1 protein-coding gene is annotated in these 539 nt (G+C 47.1%); it reads right to left on the bottom strand.

Features of this window, described 5'->3' with window-relative positions:
* The coding region (locus AC1DUO_RS26165; RefSeq protein ID WP_477989661.1) for a preprotein translocase subunit SecY at positions 1-539 on the bottom strand (539 nt) is incomplete at both ends.

The following is a 539-nucleotide window of genomic DNA, read 5'->3' as shown; positions in this document are numbered from 1 at the left end:
CATACTGACTTGACATCATCAGAGTTTGCACTTGAGCCATAAAGTCCATGATAACGACGACTACGATCAGTAGAGAAGTACCACCAAAGTAGAATGGAACTTTCATCGCGTCACGCATGAACTCCGGGATAAGGCAGATGAAAGTAATATACATCGCACCAATTAAGGTTAAGCGAGTCATTACTTTATCGATGTACTTCGCCGTTTGCTCTCCCGGACGAATTCCTGGTACAAATGCACCGGACTTCTTCAGGTTATCTGCTGTCTCACGCGGGTTGAAAACCAACGCAGTATAAAAGAAACAGAAGAAGATGATTGCAGTCGCATAGAGTAACACATAAAGCGGTTGTCCAGGCTGCAAATACAGCGAAATCGTAGTCAGCCAGTTCCAACCAGTCCCACCCCCAAACCATGATGCAATCGTGGCAGGGAACAGAATAATGCTGGAAGCGAAGATCGCTGGGATAACCCCGGCCATATTCACTTTCAACGGTAAGTGCGTGCTCTGTGCTGCATAGACACGACGACCTTGTTGGCGC

Source organism: Rahnella sp. P4_A8 (assembly GCF_056402435.1).
This window is presented reverse-complemented; position numbering and strand designations above follow the sequence as displayed.